This is a genomic window from Priestia sp. TRM10 (genome assembly GCF_057808375.1).
Map to the genome: position 1 here is coordinate 478,043 of NZ_JBJZOT010000013.1, position 17,157 is coordinate 495,199.

The 17,157-nt window shown below is 36.6% G+C and carries 18 protein-coding genes; 10 read left to right on the forward strand and 8 right to left on the reverse strand.

Annotated elements, in window-relative coordinates; translation table 11 throughout:
• Positions 1–56 precede the first annotated feature (56 nt).
• Positions 57–614 (forward strand): class I SAM-dependent methyltransferase, encoded by a 558-nt coding sequence (locus ACK3CR_RS13770; protein ID WP_243513152.1) that lies wholly within the window; start codon positions 57–59, stop codon positions 612–614.
• Between the two features lie 42 nt (positions 615–656).
• Here the strand turns inward: ACK3CR_RS13770 and ACK3CR_RS13775 are convergent, their stop codons facing one another.
• A complete protein-coding gene (locus tag ACK3CR_RS13775; protein ID WP_243513149.1) occupies positions 657–1,211 on the reverse strand; it encodes a DJ-1/PfpI family protein in 555 nt (184 codons plus the stop codon).
• Between the two features lie 164 nt (positions 1,212–1,375).
• Positions 1,376–1,759, reverse strand: coding sequence for a hypothetical protein (locus tag ACK3CR_RS13780; protein WP_243513140.1), 384 nt, complete (start codon positions 1,757–1,759; stop codon positions 1,376–1,378).
• A gap of 461 nt (positions 1,760–2,220) precedes the next feature.
• Between ACK3CR_RS13780 and ACK3CR_RS13785 the strand changes: the two genes are divergently transcribed.
• The 3 genes from ACK3CR_RS13785 (at position 2,221) to ACK3CR_RS13795 (ending at position 5,787) form a co-directional block, all read left to right on the forward strand.
• Positions 2,221–2,424, forward strand: a complete 204-nt coding sequence (locus tag ACK3CR_RS13785) for a hypothetical protein (RefSeq protein ID WP_019393334.1) — start codon at positions 2,221–2,223, stop codon at positions 2,422–2,424.
• 692 nt (positions 2,425–3,116) lie between these two features.
• A complete protein-coding gene (locus ACK3CR_RS13790; protein WP_243513132.1) occupies positions 3,117–4,409 on the forward strand; it encodes an NCS2 family permease in 1,293 nt (430 codons plus the stop codon).
• Positions 4,410–4,608: 199 nt separating this feature from the next.
• Entirely contained in the window at positions 4,609–5,787 is a 1,179-nt protein-coding gene (locus ACK3CR_RS13795; RefSeq protein ID WP_328123575.1) for a S1C family serine protease, read from the forward strand.
• Positions 5,788–5,803: 16 nt separating this feature from the next.
• Here ACK3CR_RS13795 and ACK3CR_RS13800 read toward each other — a convergent pair whose 3' ends face one another.
• The 3 genes from ACK3CR_RS13800 to ACK3CR_RS13810 all read right to left on the reverse strand — a co-directional run bounded on the left by ACK3CR_RS13800 (position 5,804) and on the right by ACK3CR_RS13810 (position 9,480).
• Positions 5,804–6,658: a CPBP family intramembrane glutamic endopeptidase gene (locus ACK3CR_RS13800; protein WP_488975576.1), complete on the reverse strand. Its 855-nt coding sequence runs from the start codon at positions 6,656–6,658 to the stop codon at positions 5,804–5,806.
• A gap of 82 nt (positions 6,659–6,740) precedes the next feature.
• A complete protein-coding gene (locus ACK3CR_RS13805; protein ID WP_243513125.1) occupies positions 6,741–7,757 on the reverse strand; it encodes a glycosyltransferase family 2 protein in 1,017 nt (338 codons plus the stop codon).
• Positions 7,758–7,776: 19 nt separating this feature from the next.
• Positions 7,777–9,480: a DUF6044 family protein gene (locus tag ACK3CR_RS13810; protein WP_419182621.1), complete on the reverse strand. Its 1,704-nt coding sequence runs from the start codon at positions 9,478–9,480 to the stop codon at positions 7,777–7,779.
• Positions 9,481–9,733: 253 nt separating this feature from the next.
• Here ACK3CR_RS13810 and ACK3CR_RS13815 point away from each other — a divergent pair, with 253 nt between their 5' ends.
• A complete protein-coding gene (locus ACK3CR_RS13815; RefSeq protein ID WP_243513120.1) occupies positions 9,734–11,320 on the forward strand; it encodes a peptide chain release factor 3 in 1,587 nt (528 codons plus the stop codon).
• Between the two features lie 351 nt (positions 11,321–11,671).
• Positions 11,672–13,036 carry a type I glutamate--ammonia ligase gene (glnA, locus tag ACK3CR_RS13820; RefSeq protein ID WP_243513118.1) on the forward strand — a complete coding sequence of 455 codons (1,365 nt, stop codon included), beginning with the start codon at positions 11,672–11,674 and terminating at the stop codon, positions 13,034–13,036.
• 47 nt (positions 13,037–13,083) lie between these two features.
• Here glnA and ACK3CR_RS13825 read toward each other — a convergent pair whose 3' ends face one another.
• Positions 13,084–13,431, reverse strand: coding sequence for a hypothetical protein (locus tag ACK3CR_RS13825; protein ID WP_243513111.1), 348 nt, complete (start codon positions 13,429–13,431; stop codon positions 13,084–13,086).
• Positions 13,432–13,535: 104 nt separating this feature from the next.
• Positions 13,536–14,216 carry a VC0807 family protein gene (locus ACK3CR_RS13830; protein ID WP_328123579.1) on the reverse strand — a complete coding sequence of 227 codons (681 nt, stop codon included), beginning with the start codon at positions 14,214–14,216 and terminating at the stop codon, positions 13,536–13,538.
• 144 nt (positions 14,217–14,360) lie between these two features.
• Between ACK3CR_RS13830 and ACK3CR_RS13835 the strand changes: the two genes are divergently transcribed.
• Positions 14,361–14,756, forward strand: a complete 396-nt coding sequence (locus ACK3CR_RS13835; RefSeq protein WP_328123580.1) for a secondary thiamine-phosphate synthase enzyme YjbQ — start codon at positions 14,361–14,363, stop codon at positions 14,754–14,756.
• A 266-nt stretch (positions 14,757–15,022) separates the two neighbouring features.
• Here the strand turns inward: ACK3CR_RS13835 and ACK3CR_RS13840 are convergent, their stop codons facing one another.
• Entirely contained in the window at positions 15,023–15,658 is a 636-nt protein-coding gene (locus ACK3CR_RS13840; protein WP_019393348.1) for a GTP pyrophosphokinase, read from the reverse strand.
• Between the two features lie 335 nt (positions 15,659–15,993).
• Here ACK3CR_RS13840 and ACK3CR_RS13845 point away from each other — a divergent pair, with 335 nt between their 5' ends.
• The 3 genes from ACK3CR_RS13845 (at position 15,994) to ACK3CR_RS13855 (ending at position 17,084) form a co-directional block, all read left to right on the forward strand.
• Positions 15,994–16,422, forward strand: coding sequence for a hypothetical protein (locus ACK3CR_RS13845; protein ID WP_243513104.1), 429 nt, complete (start codon positions 15,994–15,996; stop codon positions 16,420–16,422).
• A gap of 75 nt (positions 16,423–16,497) precedes the next feature.
• Positions 16,498–16,683: a hypothetical protein gene (locus ACK3CR_RS13850; RefSeq protein WP_243513102.1), complete on the forward strand. Its 186-nt coding sequence runs from the start codon at positions 16,498–16,500 to the stop codon at positions 16,681–16,683.
• A gap of 149 nt (positions 16,684–16,832) precedes the next feature.
• On the forward strand, positions 16,833–17,084 hold the full coding sequence (locus ACK3CR_RS13855; protein WP_019393351.1) for a transcriptional regulator SplA domain-containing protein: 252 nt from the start codon (positions 16,833–16,835) through the stop codon (positions 17,082–17,084).
• Positions 17,085–17,157 lie beyond the last annotated feature (73 nt).

Consider the following 17,157-nt stretch of genomic DNA (forward strand, 5'->3'; position numbering starts at 1 on the left):
TGGAGGGAATTGAAAAAGAAAAGCAATAATTATAAAGAAGATAAAGGAGCGTTGACATGAGTGTACCGTTGGAGAATAATGAAGAATATTTGTGGAAAGACCAGCCTTGTCCGTCCGCAGTAAAAGCATATTGGTTTTTCCGACGTTTAGCTGTTAAGGATCTGCTTGTTTATCACTGTGGTGCTGGGCATAATAGCTTGTTTTTTGCTGAAAAAGGTCTAGGCGTTTTAGGATATGATGAATCTAGTCAGAATGTAATAGAAGCTACAAAAAAGGCAAAAATAAGAAATGTGAAAAACCTTCAGTATCTTTCAACTTTGAAGGAGAAGGAACATGTATTTCAAGGTATTTTTGTGGCTAACGATTTTCATGTTACGACATTTTCAGAGAACAAAAAATTTGTGGAAGAAATGGCCTCAATGCTGAGAGATGGAGGGTACCTTGCGTTAGCGTGCTTAGCGCAGTTAGGAGAAGAAGACGATGAGACATCGCTTCTATCAGATCAGGATATTGCTGGGTTTCTTTCTTCACATTTTACAGAAGTTCATACAGATTTGTATACAGATATTATTGGTGGAAAGAAAAAATGGTTTATATTAGCTAAAAAGAGATAAAGTAAATGAAAGAGGACCGAAATATATTTCGGTCCTTTCCCTTTATTTATGAAGCTGTCCGATAAACTCTTTCATAACGGCAGGAAGATCAGGCCATGCATGACCTGAGACAAGGTTGTTGTCAACGTGTAAAGGTTTGTTAATATAAGTTGCACCAACACTTTCAACTTCAGGTTTGCATGCAATGTAAGCAGACATTTCTCTATTTTTTAAGAGCTCGCGATTAATGACTGTAAAAATGAGACTTGCATGACAAATGGCTGCGATGGGTTTTCCTTCTTGAAAAAAATGTTCCACGATTGACGGAACGTATTCGTTCATACGAATATGTTCAGGAGCACGTCCTCCTGGAATGATAAGTCCATCGTATTCTTCTGGTTTGATATCTGAAAAAGCTGCATGGGAGTCTAGTTTATAGGCTTGTTTCTCTGTGTATGTATCCCAATCTTCAAAGTCATGTACAACAGTATTGATTTTCTTTACAGCTGGAGCCGCAATAGTTGCGTCAAATCCTTCTTCAAGACAGCGGTAGTACGGATAAAAAACTTCTAGAGCCTCAACGGCGTCCCCTGTTAAAATTAAGATTTTTTTAGACACTACAAATCCTCTCCTTTTTAAATAATACTGTACAAGTTAAGAATAGCAGAAATGGATAAAAATTGCACAGAAAGAGGATAAGCAAATTGCTTATCCTCTCATATCCGCACAATTTTATAGAAGGTAAAGGGGAGGGTGTACCTTAGTATAAAAAGAAGCTGCTTTTAGTAGCGTTTTCTTTTACATCCACAATCATCATCTTTAAAGTGCATGTATCCTTTAAGAACGATTTTTTTGCGGTCATAATAATGATGACGGTCTTTTTTGTCATCCTCTTTATCTTTACAATCACAGTCATCATGTTTGTGATGGTTTTTGTAGTCGTCTTTGTCATCATGTTTGTAGTCATATTTGTAGTCATCTTTGTCATCATGCTTGCGACGGCGTTTGCAATCGTCTTTGTCATCCTCTTTATCATGGTCGTGACGGTCTTCGATTTCTTCACAGTAACATTTTACTTTTTTGAAGTCATTATCTTTGCGGTCTTTTTTGTGATCGTTATCTTTCCAATCTTTTTTCTTGTCATAATCATATTCGAATTCGTACATGCCTATTCAGCTCCCTAATAATTTGATTAATAAATTTTGTTTGAAAAGCAATTTTTTCTTCCTGCTCAAAAAGGTGAGTAACTTTTGAAAATAAGAGGTGGATTCAAACGTGGATTGTTGTTTTCATCCATATTTCGATCTTCCCTGCAACAGCTGTTATTTTGATGATTGTTTCTTTTGCTACAAAAAAAGAAGGTCATTGTTTCTTCATCCCTTTCAGCTTTCTTGTTGCAGTTTCGTTCGAACATAAGCGTCTTCACCTCCTTTGTATAGTAGTATCATATGAGAAATAGAACAAAACGAATGGACGAGTATACTAAATCAAAAGCCTGTTTTTATAAAAAAAGCTAAACAAATACCTAAATACTTTTGGAAAAGGTAAGAACCATAAAAATAAGGTAGAGACGTGTTATACTAAAGAAGTACAGAAGAGTTTCTTATTGAACAAGGAGGGACGAAACATGCCGTTTATTGAGGAGATGATCCTTATAATTGGGATTCTCTTTATTTTAGTTTCATCACTGCTTTGGTTTGCCCCGCTAGCTTCTATAAAATATGTAGCTTCTGTTACGGAAAAAGAAGTGCATCAAAAATTTAGAACAAAATTGAGTTATGGAAGTCTTATTGTTGGCATGCTATTTATCGGATTTTCGATTTTCTTTTAAGAACGTTTAAAAAGCTGATGTAGGAGTATAAAAGGTTTATACGTCTACGTCAGCTTTTTTACTGTTTCATAATGAAAAATAGCCTTTTCTACATATACTAGCTACTAATATAGGAGGAAGGAGGGAGAAAGAGTGCAGCGGTTCTTAGCCAGGGTAGCTGCGTTTTGGCTTACTTTTCATATGCTAGCATCTTTATACTACGGTATTTATTTACATGATAAGCATTCGCTTCTTTCATGGTGGAAACACTCTTTCTTCTTGACTATTCCTCTTTCTTTCAGTACCTGCCTCCTCCTACAAATTTGCTTGCTTATATTAGGAAAACAACAGGCGTTCCTAATTGGGCTTTTTCTTTCTTTTTTACTTTGTATCGTGTACAAAGTTCTTTTTTCATTTCAATTGATCATGCTTTCGATTATTTTTATGAGCTGTATAGCTTTCTTGGCTAGTGGTAAATCTATAATAAAAAAAACCTGAAGAAAAAGAGGCAACGAACTAGTGTGAAACATGGGAAGTTAGTAGAAATATTCGCCTGTTTTTTCATTTCTCTAACATGGACTATATGACAGCTACAAGCTGTGTTTAAAAACAGTTGTCATTACACAGGAAAGTTGCTAAAATGTAAACTGTTGCAGTTTAAAACTGTTAACGGGTAGGGTCGAGGGTTTTTAGGAAAAGAAGGTGCGAAGAAAGTGCATCCATTTTTTGAAAGACGCTTTCATCTCGCAGAACATGGTACAACCGTAAAAACAGAAGTATTAGCAGGCATGATTTCGTTTTTTACAATCGTGTATATTATTGCTGTGAACGCTTTAATTTTGTCAGAAGCAGGGATTCCGCTTCAAGCAGGGATAGTGGCGACAGTTGTTACTTGTTTCGTCGGATGTCTTCTTGTCGCTTTTTTAGGCAATGCTCCTTTGCTTATTGTTCCTGGTATGGGTGTAAATGCTTTGTTTTCCTATACTATTGTTCAAGGAATGGGGTTGCCGTGGCAAGAAGCGCTAGGAGCTGTTTTTGTTGCTGGCATCTTGTTTACAATCGTCGCGTTCACGCCTCTTTCTCATACTCTTTCACGATCTATTCCAAAAGGCTTGAAAGAAGCTATCACAGTTGGAATAGGGCTTTTTCTAACTCTTATTGGATTAGAAAAAGGTGGAATTGTGGTTGGTGGCAATAATGCTATATTAGCGCTTGGGGACTTTCACAGTCCAGAAGTCTTAGCAACTGTTGTAACACTTCTTATTGCGCTCGTATTGTTCATTCGAAATGTTCCAGCTAACTTTTTGTTAACGATTATTGCAGGTTCTTTAATCGGTCACTTTTTTGGAGTGGAAAATGCTGCTCCGAAACAAGCGGACGTATCGCTTTCGAACTATTTGGACGTTTTTGCTCAGTTTTCATTTCAAGGTATCTTTTCAGTAGCCTTCTGGATTGCCGTTTTTTCATTAGCAATGGTTCTTGTTTTTGAAAATATTGGTCTTATTCATGGTCAAACAGAGATGATTGCAAAACCTGAGAAGTATAAGCGTTCTATTCGAGCAACAGCGATTTCTTCCATGCTTTCGGGGCTTTTTGGAACAAGTCCAACGGTGTCAACAGTAGAAGCTGCTTCAGGTATAACAGCAGGAGGCCGAACTGGTTTAACATCTTTAGTTAGTGGACTGCTGTTTTTAGTAGCTCTATTTTTTCTACCGGTCATTTCGCTCATTCCGAACACTGCTATTGCACCAATTTTAATTATTATTGGTGGACTTATGCTTGAGAATGTAAAGGGAATTAACTTTAAGGATTTCTCAGAAGCATTTCCTGCGTTTTTAGTGATTGTGATTATTCCGTTTACGTATAGCATTGTAGATGGAATGGCATTTGGCTTTGTTGCTTATCCGTTTATGAAGCTTGTTCTTGGCCGCTACAAAGAAGTGTCTGTTCCGCTATATATTATTGCAGGACTTTTTCTCATGAATTTCTTTTTACACGGCATATAAAAAAATGGTGCGGACACTAGTTCGTGCCATTTTGTTATGTCAACTAATTGTGGGACTTTGTGTGAATTTATGTGAAGAACACCATAAACCGTGATTTTGCAATAGAGCTTTGCTACAATAAGTTCACAGCTATCATAACCATATACACCCAAAAATAAAAAACTATGAATGAGTCGTAGACATGAAAGGAGACGTTGTTATGGGATATTACGATGATTCTGAGTCACAAGAACAGTATCGTCCGCAAAAGAAACGTAATCCAGTTTTTACATTTCTAATTATGATCATTGTGGCCGTTGTATCAAGTGCAGCTACTGTATTTTTTATGACAAGCGATGAATTTGGATTGCTTGAGGATAAAGCAAGCACAGCTTCCTCGCAAACAACCACAACAAGTTCGCTGCCTATTAAAAATGCCGTTGCTGTAAAAAGTGATACAACAAAAGCGGTTGATAAAGCATTGGAATCTGTTGTGGGTATTTATACATACCAAGGAAATCAACTTTTTGAAGGTACAACAGAAACAGGAGCAGGATCTGGCGTTATTTATAAAAAGTCCGGTGATTATGCTTATATTGTAACAAATCATCACGTTGTTGATGGGGCTTCTCAAGTTGAAGTGCAAGTTTCGGAAGGAACGCGCTTGCAAGCAAAAGTGGTTGGCTCTGATGAGTTAACAGACTTAGCTGTTCTTCGTATTGATGGAAGCAAAGTGAATTCTGTAGCAGAGCTTGGTGATTCAAGTAAGCTAACGTTAGGAGAACCAGCTATTGCAATCGGAAATCCGCTTGGTTTCTTAGAAGGAAGTGTAACAGAAGGAATTATTAGTAGTACAAACCGTACGATTCCAGTTGATACAAATGGAGATGGTCAAGAAGATTGGCAATCTGAAGTTATTCAAACAGATGCATCGATCAACCCAGGAAACAGCGGTGGAGCTCTTATAAATATCGACGGTCAAGTGATTGGGATTAACTCAAGTAAAATTGCTCAAGACGAAGTAGAAGGAATTGGATTTGCTATTCCAATGAATGTAGCAAAACCAATTATTGAAGATTTAGAGCAGGATGGGAAAGTGGACCGCCCAACATTAGGTGTGCGAATTGCTAATCTTTCTCAAGTCAATCCTGTTGGAAGAACAGAAACATTAAAACTGCCGGATAGTGTTCAAGAAGGCGTTGTTATCATTGAGGTAGAAGGTTCATCTCTAGCTGAAAAAGCTGGATTGAAGCAGTACGATGTAATTACGAAAGTAAATGGAGATAAAATTTCAAGCGATGCGGAACTTCGACGCAGTATTTACGAGTCAAATGGTAAGAAGATGAGTATTACGTACTATCGTAACGGAAAAGAGCAAACAACAACAGTATCATTTTAATAAAAAAGAGCGGCGTTTATGCCGCTCTTTTTTTATTAAAGTAGCGAGAGCAGAAGAGATAGAAAGATAAGAAAACAAACATTGTTAAACATAAAGACCAAAAAGCATTTTCATCTTCTACAATAAATAGCGAAGGAAGAAGTCCGTGCACACTATGAGCATCCCCAAGAAATAAAGCGATGAAAAGGTTATTCGCAGTATGAGCGCCTATAGCTAGTTCAGAGCGGTTAGCTTTTACTGTTATATAGCTTAGAATAAAGCCAATAAAAACGTACTGAAACCCAACAAGGAAGAAAGAAACGTTCATTTCAGGATTCATAAAGTGAAGAGAACCAAAAAATAGCCCAGAACATATTGCAAGCAAAAGTGGAGAGAAACAGACTTTTCCCCACCATTGTAGAAGAAATCCTCTGAAAAACAGCTCTTCTGATAAAACTTGCAGGGGAACGAGGGAAATAGAAAGTAAAGCAAAGAACAGAAACCTTGTCCACTCTATGTGCTGTAAAATATAAAAATGAGGAAATAAAGAAAAGCTGATAAGCTGTGATAAAAATAATAAAAAAAATACAGCGAAAAAGCTTCTGTAGAAAAAGTGCCAACAAAATGCACGCTCATTTGTTATAAGAGTTAAGAAAGGTCGTTTATGAATTTTCGCTACTGAAATCCATAGTCCAGCAATCCAACAGATATTAAAAAGGTGACTTAACCCGAACGATACGGCTGAAGAAGGCGATAAGATGAAGGATGTCACAACAGTATAAAGAAATGTACCTGCTATAACATATGAAAAAAGAATAATAAAAAAAGAGTAAACGTAATGTTTATGATCGTTTTTTCCTTGCACATTATAAATAAAAGAAGGCAAAAGCATACCGTTCTCTCCTTCCAATTCGGACTTTATACCATACTTATGGTTCTAAAAGAGAAACATGCTTATTGCCTTGTTATAAGAGTTATTTTTCTTCTTTAAATAAGACGGTAGGTTCTATTCCTTCACTTTTTTCCCCCGTTAGAGAACTTGTATACAAATCAATATCCACCCCGTAATGAGGTCTAGCTTTTACTTCTGTGAATATTTTCCCGATGTATTCTCCCACAACTCCAATTCCAATTAAATTCAATCCTCCTAAAAACCATAGTGAGACAATAATAGACGTCCAACCAGAATCAGCAGAACCAAGCAGCTTTTGGACGAAAGCATACAAAAAGGCAAACCCGCTTAAAAGGAACAAAAAGAATCCAATATACGTGATAAATCGAATAGGCTTTACGCTAAATGATGTGATCCCGTCAAAGGCAAATGAAAGCATTTTTTTTAGAGGATATTTGCTTTCACCTGCAAGTCTTTCTTTTCGGTCATAAAAAACTTCAGCAGTGTTGAGACCAATAAGAGGGATGATACCACGAAGAAACAAATTTTTTTCTCTATAACGACGAAGTTCTGCTAACGCTCTTTTGCTCATAAGACGAAAATCAGCATGATTATAAATAAGTTCAATACCGAGTTTGTTCATACATCGATAAAAACCGAGAGCTGTGGATCGTTTGAAAAATGTATCTGTTGTTCGTCTTCTTCTTACTCCATAAACAATATCATAGCCTTCGTGAAACTTTACTAAAAACTCTTTAATTGCTTTAATATCATCTTGAAGATCAGCATCAATAGAAATGGCGCAGTCTGCTACTTCGGCTGCTTTTTCTAATCCTGCTATAAGTGCTTTCTGATGGCCGACATTGCGAGCAAGTTTCAATCCTTTTATCCAAGGATGATGTACGCTTTCTTTAGCAATTATGCTCCACGTTTTGTCACGGCTTCCGTCATCAACAAAGAGGAGGTTACTCTTTGGATGAACGAGTTTCTCATGAACAAGCTCTTCTAATAAGTTATGAAGTTTTTTCATCGTATCTTCTAGTACTTCTTCTTCATTGTAACAAGGTACAACGACAGTTAAGAGTGGGTTTTCACTCATTACTTTTTCTCCTCCTTCATTATTTTGCTTCGTACAAATAAATTTTCCAAGCCGATTCTTTATGATCAAATACTTTTACAAGCTCAAGATTGTTGTCGCTTGCATTTAAGATAGGAAGAGCAGAGAATAAATATTTTCCTCCCATTTCTTTAAAGGCACCTGTATTAAGCTCTAAGTTTTTAATTTTCTTTTTAGAATCTTTTCGAAACTCATACTTCTTCCCAAGTTCAGCTACAAAGATATAACATCTGCTGCCCCATTCATCAAAATACGTTCTAATTTTGTCATCCTTATCAAGCTCAGAAGCAATGATTTTGCGAAATTGATACTTATAAGAAAGTGGATAAACATTGCTGTATGAATCAATCGTATAAAAACCGTTATATTGTGCAATAGCTGGATGAATACCAATGCTTGCGACTCGGTAAGTGCTTTGAGGTAAATTAATATGCTCCTTTATATCTTGAAACTGCTTTTCGGCATAAAACTCCCGGAACGATGGAGGATGATAATAAGTACCGTACAAAAATTCTTCATTAAAAGGCGCAAGCACGATAATTTGAGCTGCTACCGCGAACAATGAAAGTGCTTTAAAAAATGAATTCATTCGATACAAAATATAGCAAGCAAGAGCAAAACTTACGTAAATCACAAGAGGACGTAGAAAATGGAAACGTGCAAAATTAAATGTATTAAGCAAGTCAATGTGTAATTTTAATGGAATCCACATTTTATTGAACCAAAGCGCATACCAAAGAGATAAAACGTAACTTAAGAAGAAAAGAAAAAGAAAAGTTGCGTTCTGTCTAAGCCTATTACGGACAATTGCAAGAAACGAAGCAAGAAACAAAATTGGCAATATAATAGCGGTATGCATTGTGTGCACATGTGTGTGACCGAAAATGAAATTTTTAAATGATAGTCGAAATGATTGAGCGAAATCATGTCTTGAAGAGATGAATTCACTTCTGTGTGATAATTCATGTGGAATAAGAAGTGAATAGATAAGCCTATATTCAATAAGTAAATAAATGAGTGTCATAAAGACGATGCTTAAAAGAAACATCACATTCCATCGCTTTTTAAAAATTCCATCATAAAGCCACAGGAGGGATACAGCTACAAGCAGAAAGAAAAAGCCAAGTACAATGCTTGAATAGAAAGGAATAAGAGCGAGTGTAAGCCACTCTTTCCATGACGAATCTCTGTTTCGAATGTTCAAAAAAGCCCAAAGTGCAAGTGGATGCCCAAGCGTACTTAACATACCAGAAGGCCAAAAAGGGGTAAGTGCAAAAGCTAATGAAACCCCAATTGTAATAAAGGAGGCTTTTTCCTCTGTAATAAAATGCTTTCTTAATAAAAGATACATTCCAATGAAGGCTACCACTCTTGTAATGGTTTGGCTCAGTGCATATGCCGTCATAGAGGGAAAAAGATAGTGAAGCCAAACAATCAAGCTCCATTCTGTGCCGAAAGAACCTCGATCAATTCCATTCATAACTTGAGGAATAACAGCATGAAGAGGTCCTTTAAGCTGACCGCTTTCAGCAAGTACTTTGTACCACGCAATATTGGAATCTAAATTATCATGAACGCGAATGTGCGCATCTTCTCCTAATATATAGAGTGGAGAAACATATAGGAGAAGAAGGGCTAGTCCAATAAAAAAGTAGACTCGTTCTTTTTGGTAATGTGAAGATGAAAACATAAAAAACACATCCATTAACAGTATTGCTCTTTTAAGGTGTAGAGGAGCGTAGTAAAAGTATTTCCTAGCTTAAATCGAACAATGCGCCATCACATGCTTTTACAACATATTCCAAAGCCTGAAGTTAGGAAAATTGAAACTGACAGAAGAGGTTTTTTGAGAAAAAAAGAGGAAAACTACGGTTCAAAGTGTTAAGATAATAAAGCAGTTATTTTTCAAAGATGATATAAAAAGAGAACTTTTTGAGATAGAAATGAGGTTAGTAAAGATGTCAATACAACAGGAGCAAGTGGAGTCCCGCCGCACGTTTGCTATTATTTCTCACCCTGATGCTGGGAAAACAACGCTCACAGAGAAGCTGCTTTTGCTTGGAGGAATGATTCGCTCAGCAGGAACAGTAAAAGGTAAAAAATCAGGTAAATTTGCGACGTCCGACTGGATGGAAATTGAGAAGCAGCGTGGAATTTCGGTAACATCAAGCGTTATGCAGTTCTCATATCGTGATCATTTTATTAACATATTAGATACTCCAGGACATGAAGACTTTAGTGAAGATACGTATCGAACATTAACGGCCGTAGATAGTGCGGTGATGGTCATTGACGGTACAAAAGGAATTGAAGCTCAAACGCTCAAACTTTTTAAAGTATGTCGTATGCGTGGAATCCCGATTCTAACGTTTATTAATAAGCTTGATCGTGAAGGAAAAGATCCGCTTGAGCTGTTAGAAGAAATCGAAGAAGTACTTGAAATTGAATCATATCCAGCAACATGGCCAATTGGAATGGGGAAAGCTTTTCAAGGAACTTATGATCGTTTTACAAAACAGGTTGAAGTATATCGTGGAAACGAAGAATCTGTGTTCATTCCTTTTGATGGAAAAACAGTCACAAAAGAGTTAGAAGAACATGTAAGAAGCGAATATCTTCCAGGGCTTATTGACGAGATTAGCTTACTTGAAGAAGCTGGAAATGAATTTGATCTTGAAAAAGTAAAACGCGGTGAGCTAACACCTGTGTTTTTCGGTAGTGCGATTGCTAATTTTGGTGTTCAATCTTTCTTTAATTCATTTTTACCACTAACGCTACCACCACAACCTCGTCATGCTTCAAAAGGCGAAGTAAGTCCGCTAGATGACAGCTTTTCAGGGTTTATTTTTAAGATTCAAGCAAATATGAATCCAGCACACCGTGATCGTATTGCCTTTGTGCGTGTATGCAGTGGGATTTTTGAGCGTGGAATGACAGTAACGCTCCCAAGAACAGGGCGTAGCATGAAGCTTGCTCAATCACATCAATTTTTAGCATCAAGTCGAGAAACGGTTGATAAAGCTTTTCCAGGTGACATTATTGGAATTTACGATTCAGGTAACTATCAAATCGGAGATACAATTATTGGTGGAAACGAAACATTTGAATTTGATGAACTTCCAAAATTCCCACCTGAAATGTTCCGCAAAGTTCGGGTAAAAAATGCGATGAAACATAAACATTTCGAAAAAGGTTTAACACAGCTTGTTCAAGAAGGAGCTGTGCAGCTTTATAAAACACCTTTCTTCCAAGACTATATTTTAGGAGCTGTTGGAGAACTCCAGTTCCAGGTTTTCGAACATAGAATGAAAGGGGAATATGGGGTAGATCTTGAATTCCAATATATGAATCATCATATTGCACGCTGGATTCCAAAAGAGCAAATTCAAGACCGTATGCTTGATTCCCGTGTTCTTCATGTTCTTGATCGTGATGGCCATTCTGTTTTACTTTTTGAAAATGACTTTGTGTTCCGTCTTTTCCAAGATAAATATCCTGACGTTACGTTAACAACATCATTTGAAAAGAAAAAAGAGAGCGAATAAGCTCTCTTTTTTCTTTTCAAATTTATGATATAATAGAAAAAAATGATGAAAGAAGGTTTCAATCACGGAAAAGTCTGCAGCTTTTTTAAATCATCAATTTCAAGATGCAGAAGACAGAAACCTTAATGATAGCGCTTTAAAAAACACGTTTCGCCTTGAAACGTGTTTTTTTGTAATTGTTTAGCGTGGAAATGTGAGGATTTGTTGTTGAATCCTTAACATTGAAGAAGGGTTTTGAGGTAAAGGGTCGGAAATTTGTGAAAAAAGCCTTGAAAAAATAAAAAAGTCAGAATATAATATAAATATAAACGGTGTAAGAAAAAATAACATTAAATTGAGAGGTTATATAACATGAGTCAATTAGCAATTACAGAAGCAACTCCGCAAACGGACGTTTTATCACAAATCAAAGACATCATCTCCCAAAAACACGTTGAACTTCTTCATCTTCAATTCATCGATCTTGAAGGAACTTTAAAGCATGTTACAGTTCCAGTTGAAAAGTTAGACGACGTTGTAGAAGGTAAAAGCATGTTTGATGGTTCATCTGTTGTAGGTTTTTCACCAATCAATAAATCTGATCTTTATCTTCAACCAGATTTACAAACGTTCGCTGTTTTACCATGGTCTGTTGAAGAAGGATATTCGGAAGCTCGTTTCCTTTGTAGTGTAACAAACCCGGACGGCACTCTTTTTGAAGGAGATACACGCAATGTTTTAAAAAACACGATTGCAAAAGCTGCTGATCATGGATATACAATTTCAGTAGGTCCAGAGCTTGAATTCTTCCTTTTCAAAACAGACGAAGAAGGAAATCCAACAGTGCAGGTTCACGACAATGGTGGCTATTTTGAGCCATCTCCAAAAGACATTGGGGAACGTGTTCGTTTAGAAATCTACCGTGCGTTAAAAGCAATGGGCTTCACAATTGAAGCATCACACCATGAAGTAGCGGAAGGACAGCATGAAATTAACTTCAAATATGCAGATGCACTAACAGCAGCTGACCGTTCAACAACATATAAATGGGTAGTTAAAACAGTAGCTGCTAAATTTGGCTTACATGCGACATTTATGCCAAAACCAGTAGCAGGTATTAATGGTTCTGGTATGCACGTAAATATGTCATTCTTCAAAGATGGTGAAAATGCGTTCTTTGATCCACAAGGAGAAGATGCTCTTTCTGAGACAGCTTATAGCTTCATTGGAGGCCTTATGGACAACATTAAAAACTTTGTTGCTCTTACAAACCCGCTTGTAAACTCTTATAAGCGTCTTGTTCCAGGATATGAAGCACCTTGCTATATCGCTTGGAGTGCTTCAAACCGTTCTGCACTTGTGCGTATTCCATCAACAAGAGGCATGGGTACACGTGTTGAGCTTCGCTGTCCAGATCCATCCGCAAATCCTTACTTAGCGTTTGCAGCAGTTGCTGCAGCAGGTCTTGATGGAATTGAACGTAGCTTAAAACCTGTTGATTCTGTCAATGAAGATATTTTCCATATGACAGAAGAGCGCCGTGCTGAGCTTGGAATTGATAGCTTACCAGGTGATTTAAAAGAAGCAGTAGAAGCACTTCAAAATAGTGACTTTGCAAAACGTACGTTAGGTTCACACGTATATGAAGAGTATATTGCATTGAAAAAAGGCGAGTGGGATAGCTACCGTTTAGCTGTTCACGGCTGGGAACTTGAAAACTATCAAGCAAAATTCTAATTCAAAAAAACAGGGTGCGAGCGCATCCTGTTTTTTTATGAAAAGCTCTATTTTGTTGTGACTAGGATAAAGAAGCCATCGTGTGTAAAAAAGCGAATCTCTTTTTCATCCTTTTTAAACACCGTCATTTCTTTGCGATCTTGTTGTGCTTTCTCTTTCCATCCCCACATTGTAATTAACGTTTTATAAGAGGAAGGAATTGGTTCATCTTTCTTTATTTTCGGCCAGCTATATCTAGCATACTTTTCAACAGAGGAATCGTGAGATATCTTCGCATCTTTTTCAGCTGTTCTTGGAATAGGAAATTGGGCAAAAACATCAGATTCTCGTACAGAAAACAGAAATCCAATTCCAATCAATAGAAAAAGAATGATAAAAATAAATGCTTTTTTCATACTTTCTCACCTCATCTTTTTATCTCTTGTAAGTCATTCCATACCATAAGCTATTTTCCTTTTAAAACCGAAAAAAAGCATCCTGCCATTATGCAGGATGCTTTTTAGATTAGCTTATGGTCAGGAGATGGTGGTGGGTTTTGATCTTCATCCTTTTCATCTTCTTCATGTGGAAGCATATTGCCAAGCTTGCTTGCAACAATAATGAGAGCAACCGTTACAACTCCTGAAAAAATCCAACCTGTTACACGCATTACAACAAGCATTTTGTCGTATCCATCAACACCGTATTTTCCGATTAAATACCACTTCACACCGCTTGTAGCGAACTGCCGAAGCGCCATGATTCCTGTGCAAATTTGGAATCCTTTTAGGATAGAAGGGTGCAGACAAGCTGCGAGTGTTTGTTGACGATCATAGCCCATTAGCTGATAGCCATCAACAAAAAAATACATAGCGAATGGTCTTTTTGTAAATGTTGTCACAAGGAAAAAGACGCCAATAACAGCAGAAACATATACGCTATTAACGAGCATTGCTTCAGCAGAGCCTGATAAAAGATCAACAGCAGTGCTTAAAATCATCGTTGTTAAAATAAACAGCCCTGTTACATTAAACTGCTTGTCTCGCCCGAAGCGATAAAGCGTATAAAGGATACCAGGTCCTGTTGATAGAAGCATTGCATAATAGTCACCAAGGCTCTCACGGCCATATTTCCAAATTAGCCATGGAACAGCAATGTAAAACAGAATATCAAAAATAATTGTACGACTTGCTTTTCCCAAATCTATGTGCCTCCTAAAATTCGATTAGAATCAAGCTGTTTCTCGTTTGTAAAATCGGTTATAGTACTTGTAAGAACAATCGGTTCTAGTAAAAAGTGTAGCAGAAATTGTAGAAAATAAAAGGAAAAAAGGAGAAATTATTTCATGTTGAAAAAGTTTACGGTAGAAACGAAAAAAAGAGATGAAATGATTGATGTAACAGACAAAGTACGTATTGTTGTAAAGGAGGCAAATGTGAAAGAAGGAGCGGTTCTTGTGTATTCTCCACATACAACAGCAGGGATTACAATTAATGAAAACGCAGATCCAGACGTGAAAAAAGATATGATTCGGCGTTTTGATGAAGTTTATCCTTGGGAACATAGGGAAGATCGTCATATGGAAGGTAACACAGCAGCTCATTTAAAAGTAAGCACAGTTGGTCCTTCGCAACACATTATCGTTACAGAAGGGGATCTTCTTCTTGGAATTTGGCAAGGCATTTATTTTTGTGAATACGATGGTCCAAGAACACGTACATTTTATGTGAAAGTATTATAAAAGAAGAAAAAGCTGACAATCCAGTTGTCAGCTTTTTTTATTATATTTTAAAACAGACCAACAAGGGCTCGTACAAGTATAAGTACAATGAAAGAGCCAAAAACTGTTGCTGCAATCGCGATTAAAAAAAACTGCGCGATTTTTTTAAGATTCACCTTGTCCACCTCGTTAAATACGTTCTTTCTTTTATCGTAGCTTATTAGGAGATAGAGAGCAACTGATAGTCCTTATTTTTTGAAGAATCGTCATATTTAAAGAAGAATGAACTAGTGCATAATCATTGAATCATACGCGTTTTCGATATTTTGAATTTCTTTTCGAACTTTAGCCATTTTCAAATCTAGTTCGTTAGCGGCAGAGGCAGCTTCTGATAATTCTTCTTTTAAATGAGTAGGGATTTCCCGATCGTATTTATAGAAAATTTTATGTTCAACACTTGCCCAAAAATCCATTGCAATAGTACGAATTTGAATCTCTGCTCTAACCATTTCTGTTTTTTCATGCATTACAACAGGTACTTCGACAATTAAGTGTAGACTTCTATAGCCGTTTGATTTTGGTTCTTTAATATAGTCTTTTTCTTCAACTACAGTTAGATCAGGACGTGAATAAAATAAGTCGCGTAAAAAGTAAATATCTTCTTCAAAACAACATACAATGCGTGCACCAACGATATCATTTAAAACATTTTTTGCACTTGTTAACGTTGCAGCCGCACCTTTTCTTTTTAACTTTTTTGTCATGCTTTCCGGGCTCTTAACCCGAAACTTCATATGTTCAATTGGATTGTGCTCAAGTGAAAAATAAGCCTCCTGCTGGATGATTTTTAGTTTAGTTTTAAGTTCATCAACAGCAAACTTATATGGCATTAAAAATTGTAGCGTTTCCTTACTAGGTAACATTGTTAAAAGCTCCTTGTCATATGGAAATTTCCAGTAACTCACTTTTTTAATGTAGATTCATCATTATTAAAGCACTGCTATAAAAATTCGTCAACTTTTAAGGAACAAGGGAGAGGTCTCCACTAAAAATTTATTTTTAAGTAGAATCACCCCCAAAAAAGATGAGTATAACTTGAATATTATAGTAGGGTTATTTTTTAAACTTTTTAACGTCTTAAAAATAAAAATAATGTCAAAAATGGAAAATAGTCAGTAAAGCTGTTTTGCAACTTATGTGTAAACATCATGCGAACAACTTCAAGCATGACGGCTCTACTGATGATGGGAGTATAACAATGGACAATTACGAAATTAAGCAACTAAGCAGCACGGAGGAATGGTTTCAAGTTTTTCACTTTCTAAAACGTCTTGATGCGGAATTAGATCGTGATCAATTTATTCAGCAAGCAACGGTTATGAATGCAGAAGGTCATCATTTCTTTTCGCTTTCTGTGAAGCAAAAGATAGTGGTTATTGTTGGGGGAAGCATTCATACCAACTTTTGCGACGGAAAACATTTGTACATTAGTGAGCTTCTTTATGGGAATGAGGAGATTGATTTATATATAGATGATTTGTTTGTTTATTTGCAAACATGGGCAAAGCAAAAAGGTTGTAAGAAAATTATTGTGTCTACGAACGTTGAAAACGAGCGGTTTCAACATCAGGAGAGTGCACTTTTAAATTATGATGAAAGTCGTCACACGTTTGTTAAACAACTGTAATGTGAAAAATGAAACTTTGCTCTTACCTTTTTCGTTAATGTGGTAAAGACACTGTGAAAAGGAGAATGATCGATTGTGGATTTTGATTTTGTAATGGTTTTAACCATTTTGTTGTTTCTGCTTAGTTTAGGTGGGTATGTTTATTATCGTCGCCTTTTAGTTCTATGGGAAGAAAGAGAAGCAGACAATCGCTCTACTCAAGCAAAAGATGTCTTTGCAAATCGGTTGAAAAACGCGCAAAAATCAAGCCAAAATGTATAATATATAGTAACAAACGCAGCATCTAGAAGATGCTGCGTTTTTTTTTTGGTAACATTGGCTAATTCATTAGACGGTTCATAAAACAATATATGGTGGAGACGCTAAAAAAATGGGATAGTTCCTAAAATCTAAACGAGAGAAGGGATAAAATGAATACGCTTGATCCAAAAGAAATACGCGAAGGAGACGACGTGTATGTTATATATCGCAATCCGCATGCTGCGACAGTAGCAAACATTCAAAAAGCAGAGATTGTACAACACCCTGAAAATAAAAACGACGTTGCTCTTTTTATTCATGAATCATATCACCTCATTGGTGAAGATGATGCTCTTTTCCCTACGGAACAAGATGCACAGCAGGCATACAACGAAATCTTTGATTATGAGCAGTATGATTAAAGAAAAAATGATTCTCTACTATATAAAGGAACGCTTTTAAAGCCCGTGTCTAACGGAGAAAGGATTTACAGGG

Bases quoted from the DNA above. Each gene is read 5' to 3' on its own strand.
- ACK3CR_RS13770 (WP_243513152.1), top strand. From the start codon at position 57: ATGAGTGTACCGTTGGAGAATAATGAAGAATATTTGTGGAAAGACCAG.
- ACK3CR_RS13780 (WP_243513140.1), bottom strand. From the start codon at position 1,759: ATGTACGAATTCGAATATGATTATGACAAGAAAAAAGATTGGAAAGAT.
- ACK3CR_RS13785 (WP_019393334.1), top strand. From the start codon at position 2,221: ATGCCGTTTATTGAGGAGATGATCCTTATAATTGGGATTCTCTTTATT.
- ACK3CR_RS13795 (WP_328123575.1), top strand. From the start codon at position 4,609: ATGGGATATTACGATGATTCTGAGTCACAAGAACAGTATCGTCCGCAA.
- ACK3CR_RS13800 (WP_488975576.1), bottom strand. From the start codon at position 6,658: ATGCTTTTGCCTTCTTTTATTTATAATGTGCAAGGAAAAAACGATCAT.
- ACK3CR_RS13805 (WP_243513125.1), bottom strand. From the start codon at position 7,757: ATGAGTGAAAACCCACTCTTAACTGTCGTTGTACCTTGTTACAATGAA.
- ACK3CR_RS13810 (WP_419182621.1), bottom strand. From the start codon at position 9,480: ATGGATGTGTTTTTTATGTTTTCATCTTCACATTACCAAAAAGAACGA.
- ACK3CR_RS13815 (WP_243513120.1), top strand. From the start codon at position 9,734: ATGTCAATACAACAGGAGCAAGTGGAGTCCCGCCGCACGTTTGCTATT.
- glnA (WP_243513118.1), top strand. From the start codon at position 11,672: ATGAGTCAATTAGCAATTACAGAAGCAACTCCGCAAACGGACGTTTTA.
- ACK3CR_RS13825 (WP_243513111.1), bottom strand. From the start codon at position 13,431: ATGAAAAAAGCATTTATTTTTATCATTCTTTTTCTATTGATTGGAATT.
- ACK3CR_RS13835 (WP_328123580.1), top strand. From the start codon at position 14,361: ATGTTGAAAAAGTTTACGGTAGAAACGAAAAAAAGAGATGAAATGATT.
- ACK3CR_RS13840 (WP_019393348.1), bottom strand. From the start codon at position 15,658: ATGTTACCTAGTAAGGAAACGCTACAATTTTTAATGCCATATAAGTTT.
- ACK3CR_RS13845 (WP_243513104.1), top strand. From the start codon at position 15,994: ATGGACAATTACGAAATTAAGCAACTAAGCAGCACGGAGGAATGGTTT.
- ACK3CR_RS13855 (WP_019393351.1), top strand. From the start codon at position 16,833: ATGAATACGCTTGATCCAAAAGAAATACGCGAAGGAGACGACGTGTAT.